The following is a 3,773-nucleotide window of genomic DNA, read 5'->3' as shown; positions in this document are numbered from 1 at the left end:
GATCTCCGGGCGCCCCCGACGTCGTACGGGGAACTACGTGGTACCGGGAACTACGTCGTACGGGAAACCGCTACGCGTCGCGGCGGTGACGGCCGGCCGTGGCCTCGTCACCGGACTCGCCGGCGCGGGCGGCCTTGCGCTCCTTCTCGGCCTGCTCCTCCGCCTCCATCTCGGCGAACACGTCGATGGGGGCAGGGGCCTTTGCCAGGAACACCCAGGTGAGCCAGACGGCAAGCAGGAAGGGCGGGATCTTCAACGCGATCAGGATCCAGCCCAGTTGCGCGGTGTTGGCCCACCAGTAGAGCGGGAAGAGGATCGCGCACTTGGCGAGCAGGATCAGGCCCCAGGCCCAACTGGCCTTCGCGTACGCCTTCTTGCGGCCGGGGTTGCGGGTGCGCCAGGAGAGGTTCTCCTTGAAGACCGGGCCGAGGATCAGACCGATCAGAGGCACGCCCGCGAGGGTCGTGACGATGTAGGCGATGGCCAGTCCGAGCGTGTAGAGCATGCCCGGCAGGTAGAAGTCCTTGGCGTTGCCCGTCATCATCGCGAAGACCACGCCGAAGGCGACGCCGAAGACGCCGCTGAAGGCGTGCTTGACGGTGTCCCGCATCGCGAGGCGGACCACGACCAGCAGCAGGGACACCCCGAGGGCGGCGATCGCCGACCAGTGCAGGTTCTTGTTGATCGTGAAGATGGTGACGAAGAGCAGGCCGGGCACCACCGTCTCGACCATGCCCCGCACGCCGCCGAACGCCTCGAAGAGTGCGGCCTCGGTCACCGCCCGCGCATCCTGCTGGGCGTCCTGGGCGTCTTCGGTCGGCTTGTCGAGCGACGTCACCGGCTACTCCCGTCCGAGGGGTCTGAGTTCGTACTTCGGATTGAACAGCACCCTACGGCCCCGGCTCATCGAGATCCGGCCCGAGGCGATCAACTTGCGTCCCGGTTCTATGCCCACGATGGAGCGTCTGCCGAGCCAGACCACGTCCAAGGCGGCCGAACCGTCGAACAGCTCGGCCTCCAGGGCCGGGACTCCGGCCCGTGGGCGCAGAGTGACCGTGCGCAAGGTACCAGTAACCGTGACGATCTGTCGGTCGTGACAGTCACCGATCCGCGTACAGCCCGCGGTCTCGGAGTCCTCGCGCAGCTCCTCGGACTCCAGGTCCTCCTGGGACGAGGAGAGCCGGTCGATCATGCGCCGGAACCGGCCCGCCGGCTTTTCGGAACGAGGAACAGCACTCATACCGAAAGCGTACCGGGGAGCACTGACGTCGGATGAACGTGTGCGCCCACCCGTGCTCTTTCGCGCACCCGTGCCCTTCCCGCATCCCTGCTTCCCCTGTACCCCTTCCCGCAGGGACTACTTCTCGAACCGGTATCCCATCCCCGGCTCCGTGATGAAGTGCCGAGGATGCGAGGGGTCAACCTCCAGCTTGCGGCGCAGCTGTGCCATGTAGACCCGCAGGTAGTTCGTCTCGGTGCCGTACGACGGTCCCCACACCTCCTGGAGCAGCTGCTTCTGGCTGACCAGGCGGCCGGTGTTGCGCACCAGCACCTCCAGCAGGTGCCACTCCGTGGGGGTGAGCCGTACGTCCCGTCCGTCCCGGTTGACCTTCTTGGCGGCCAGATCGACCGTGAAGTCCTCGGTGTCGACGACGACGTCGTCCTCGCCGCCCCCGGTCGGCTCCGCGCGGCGCACGGCGGCGCGCAGCCGGGCCAGCAGTTCGTCCATGCCGAAGGGCTTGGTGACGTAGTCGTCGGCGCCCGCGTCGAGCGCCTCGACCTTCTCGTCCGAGGAGTGCCGGGCCGAGAGCACCAGGATCGGCACCCGGGTCCAGCCGCGCAGCCCCTTGATCACCTCTACACCGTCCATGTCGGGCAGCCCGAGGTCGAGGACGACGACGTCGGGATGGCGGGCGGCGGCGAGCTGGAGCGCGCCGGCGCCGTCGGCGGCCGCGTCGACCTCGTAGTGCCGTGCCTTCAGGTTGATCACGAGGGCACGTACGATCTGCGGCTCGTCATCGACCACGAGCACCCTGGTCATGAAGCCTGCCTTTCTGCTGTTGCCGTGGCCAGGTCGGGCAGGCTGTCCACCGCCCGAACCGTGAGCACCATGGTGAGTCCGCCGCCAGGCGTGTCCTCGGCGTTCAGTGTGCCGCCCATCGCCTCGGCGAAGCCGCGGGCGACCGCGAGGCCGAGGCCGACGCCCGCGCCGCGGGGAGCGTCACCGTAGCGCTGGAAGGGCGCGAAAATGCGGTCCTTGGCCTCGTCCGGGACGCCGGGGCCTCGATCCACCACCCGTACCTCCACCCGGTTCGCCATGGCGCTCGCGGACACCAGGACCGGTTCGTCGGCGGGGCTGTACTTGACGGCGTTCTCGACGAGGTTGGCGACCGAGCGTTCCAGCAGACCGGGGTCGACGGCGACCATGGGCAGCGTCTCGGGGATGTCCAGCTCGGCACTGCCCTCGGGTACGCCGCCCAGCGCCATCGGGACCACCTCGTCGAGGTCGATCTCGCGGATCAGCGGAGTGACCGTGCCGGTCTGCAGACGGGACATGTCGAGCAGGTTGCCCACCAGGTGGTCGAGCCGGTCCGCACCCTCCTCGATCGCCTCCAGGAGCTCCGCCTGGTCCTCCTCCGACCAGGCCACGTCGTCGGACCGCAGCGAGGACACGGCAGCCTTGATCGCGGCCAGCGGGGTCCGCAGGTCGTGGCTGACGGCGGCGAGCAGCGCGGTGCGGATGCGGTTGCCCTCGGCCAGCTCCTTGGCCTGGTCGGCCTCGTGCTGGAGGCGCTGGCGGTCCAGGACGACCGCGGCCTGGGCGGCGAAGGCGGCGAGCACCCGGCGGTCGGAGGCCGGCAGCACGCGTCCGGAGAGCGCGAGCGCCATGTGGTCGCCGACCGGCATGTCCACGTCCGCGTCCTCGGGGCGCTTCGGTGACTGGGGGCCCACGCTGCCCGCGCACGTCCACGGGTCGACGTCACCGGCCCGCTCCAGCAGGGCGACCGACTCCATGCCGAAGGTCTCCCGGACCCGCTCCAGCAGGGCCTCCAGGCTGGTCTCGCCGCGCAGCACGCTGCCCGCGAGGAAGGAGAGGATCTCCGACTCGGCGCGCAGCCGGGCCGCCTGGTGCGTACGCCGGGCGGCGAGGTCCACGACGGAGGCCACCGACACCGCGACCCCGACGAAGATCGCGATGGCGACGATGTTCTTCGGGTCGGCGATCGTCAGCCGGTGCAGCGGCGGCGTGTAGTAGTAGTTCAGCAGCAGCGAGCCGAAGGCCGCCGAGGCGAGGGCCGGGAAGAGTCCGCCGAGCAGCGCCGCCGCGACCGTCACCGTCAGGAACAGCAGCATGTCGTTGGCGAGGCCGAGGTCGACGGTGTTCAGCAGGACAGCCAGCACCACCGGGCCGCCCACGCCGACCAGCCAGCCCCAGATGATCCGGGAGCGGCCGAGCCGCGCGCCCCGGGCGACCGGCAGTCCGCGCCCCTTGGCGACCTCGTCGTGGGTGACGATGTGGACGTCCAGGTCGGGACCCGACTCGCGGGCGACGGTGGCGCCGACGCCGGGCCCGAAGACGTACTGCCAGGTCTTGCGGCGCGAGGAGCCGAGCACGATCTGGGTGGCGTTCACCCCGCGCGCGAAGTCGAGCAGCGCGACCGGTATGTCGTCCCCGACGACGTGGTGGAAGGTGCCGCCGAGGTCCTCGGCCAGGGTGCGCTGGACGGCGAGCTCCTTGGGCGAGGCGGAGGTCAGTCCGTCGCTGCGGGCTA

The 3,773-nt window shown here is 70.2% G+C and carries 4 protein-coding genes; all 4 read right to left on the bottom strand.

Translation table 11 applies throughout. From position 1 onward, the window contains the following. Positions 1-70: 70 nt before the first annotated feature. Complete coding sequence (locus tag ACFVWD_RS57800; protein WP_389607174.1) at positions 71-838, bottom strand: DUF3159 domain-containing protein; 768 nt, start codon at positions 836-838, stop codon at positions 71-73. Between the two features lie 3 nt (positions 839-841). After that, entirely contained in the window at positions 842-1,240 is a 399-nt protein-coding gene (locus ACFVWD_RS57795) for an OB-fold nucleic acid binding domain-containing protein (protein ID WP_079090087.1), read from the bottom strand. Between the two features lie 117 nt (positions 1,241-1,357). Further along, positions 1,358-2,041 carry a response regulator gene (locus ACFVWD_RS57790; RefSeq protein ID WP_389607172.1) on the bottom strand — a complete coding sequence of 228 codons (684 nt, stop codon included), beginning with the start codon at positions 2,039-2,041 and terminating at the stop codon, positions 1,358-1,360. After that, on the bottom strand, positions 2,038-3,773 hold a 1,736-nt coding region (locus ACFVWD_RS57785; protein WP_389607170.1), incomplete at its 5' end, for an ATP-binding protein. The genes ACFVWD_RS57785 and ACFVWD_RS57790, both read right to left, overlap by 4 nt.

It is taken from the genome of Streptomyces sp. NPDC058086 (assembly GCF_042885015.1).
Taxonomy (GTDB): domain Bacteria; phylum Actinomycetota; class Actinomycetes; order Streptomycetales; family Streptomycetaceae; genus Streptomyces.
Note: the sequence above shows the minus strand (reverse complement) of the source record. Positions and strands in the feature narration are given on the sequence as shown.

What these genes read in the sequence shown, in the direction of transcription:
- ACFVWD_RS57795 (WP_079090087.1), bottom strand. Translation starts at nt 1,240, where the DNA reads ATGAGTGCTGTTCCTCGTTCCGAAAAGCCGGCGGGCCGGTTCCGGCGC.
- ACFVWD_RS57790 (WP_389607172.1), bottom strand. Translation starts at nt 2,041, where the DNA reads ATGACCAGGGTGCTCGTGGTCGATGACGAGCCGCAGATCGTACGTGCC.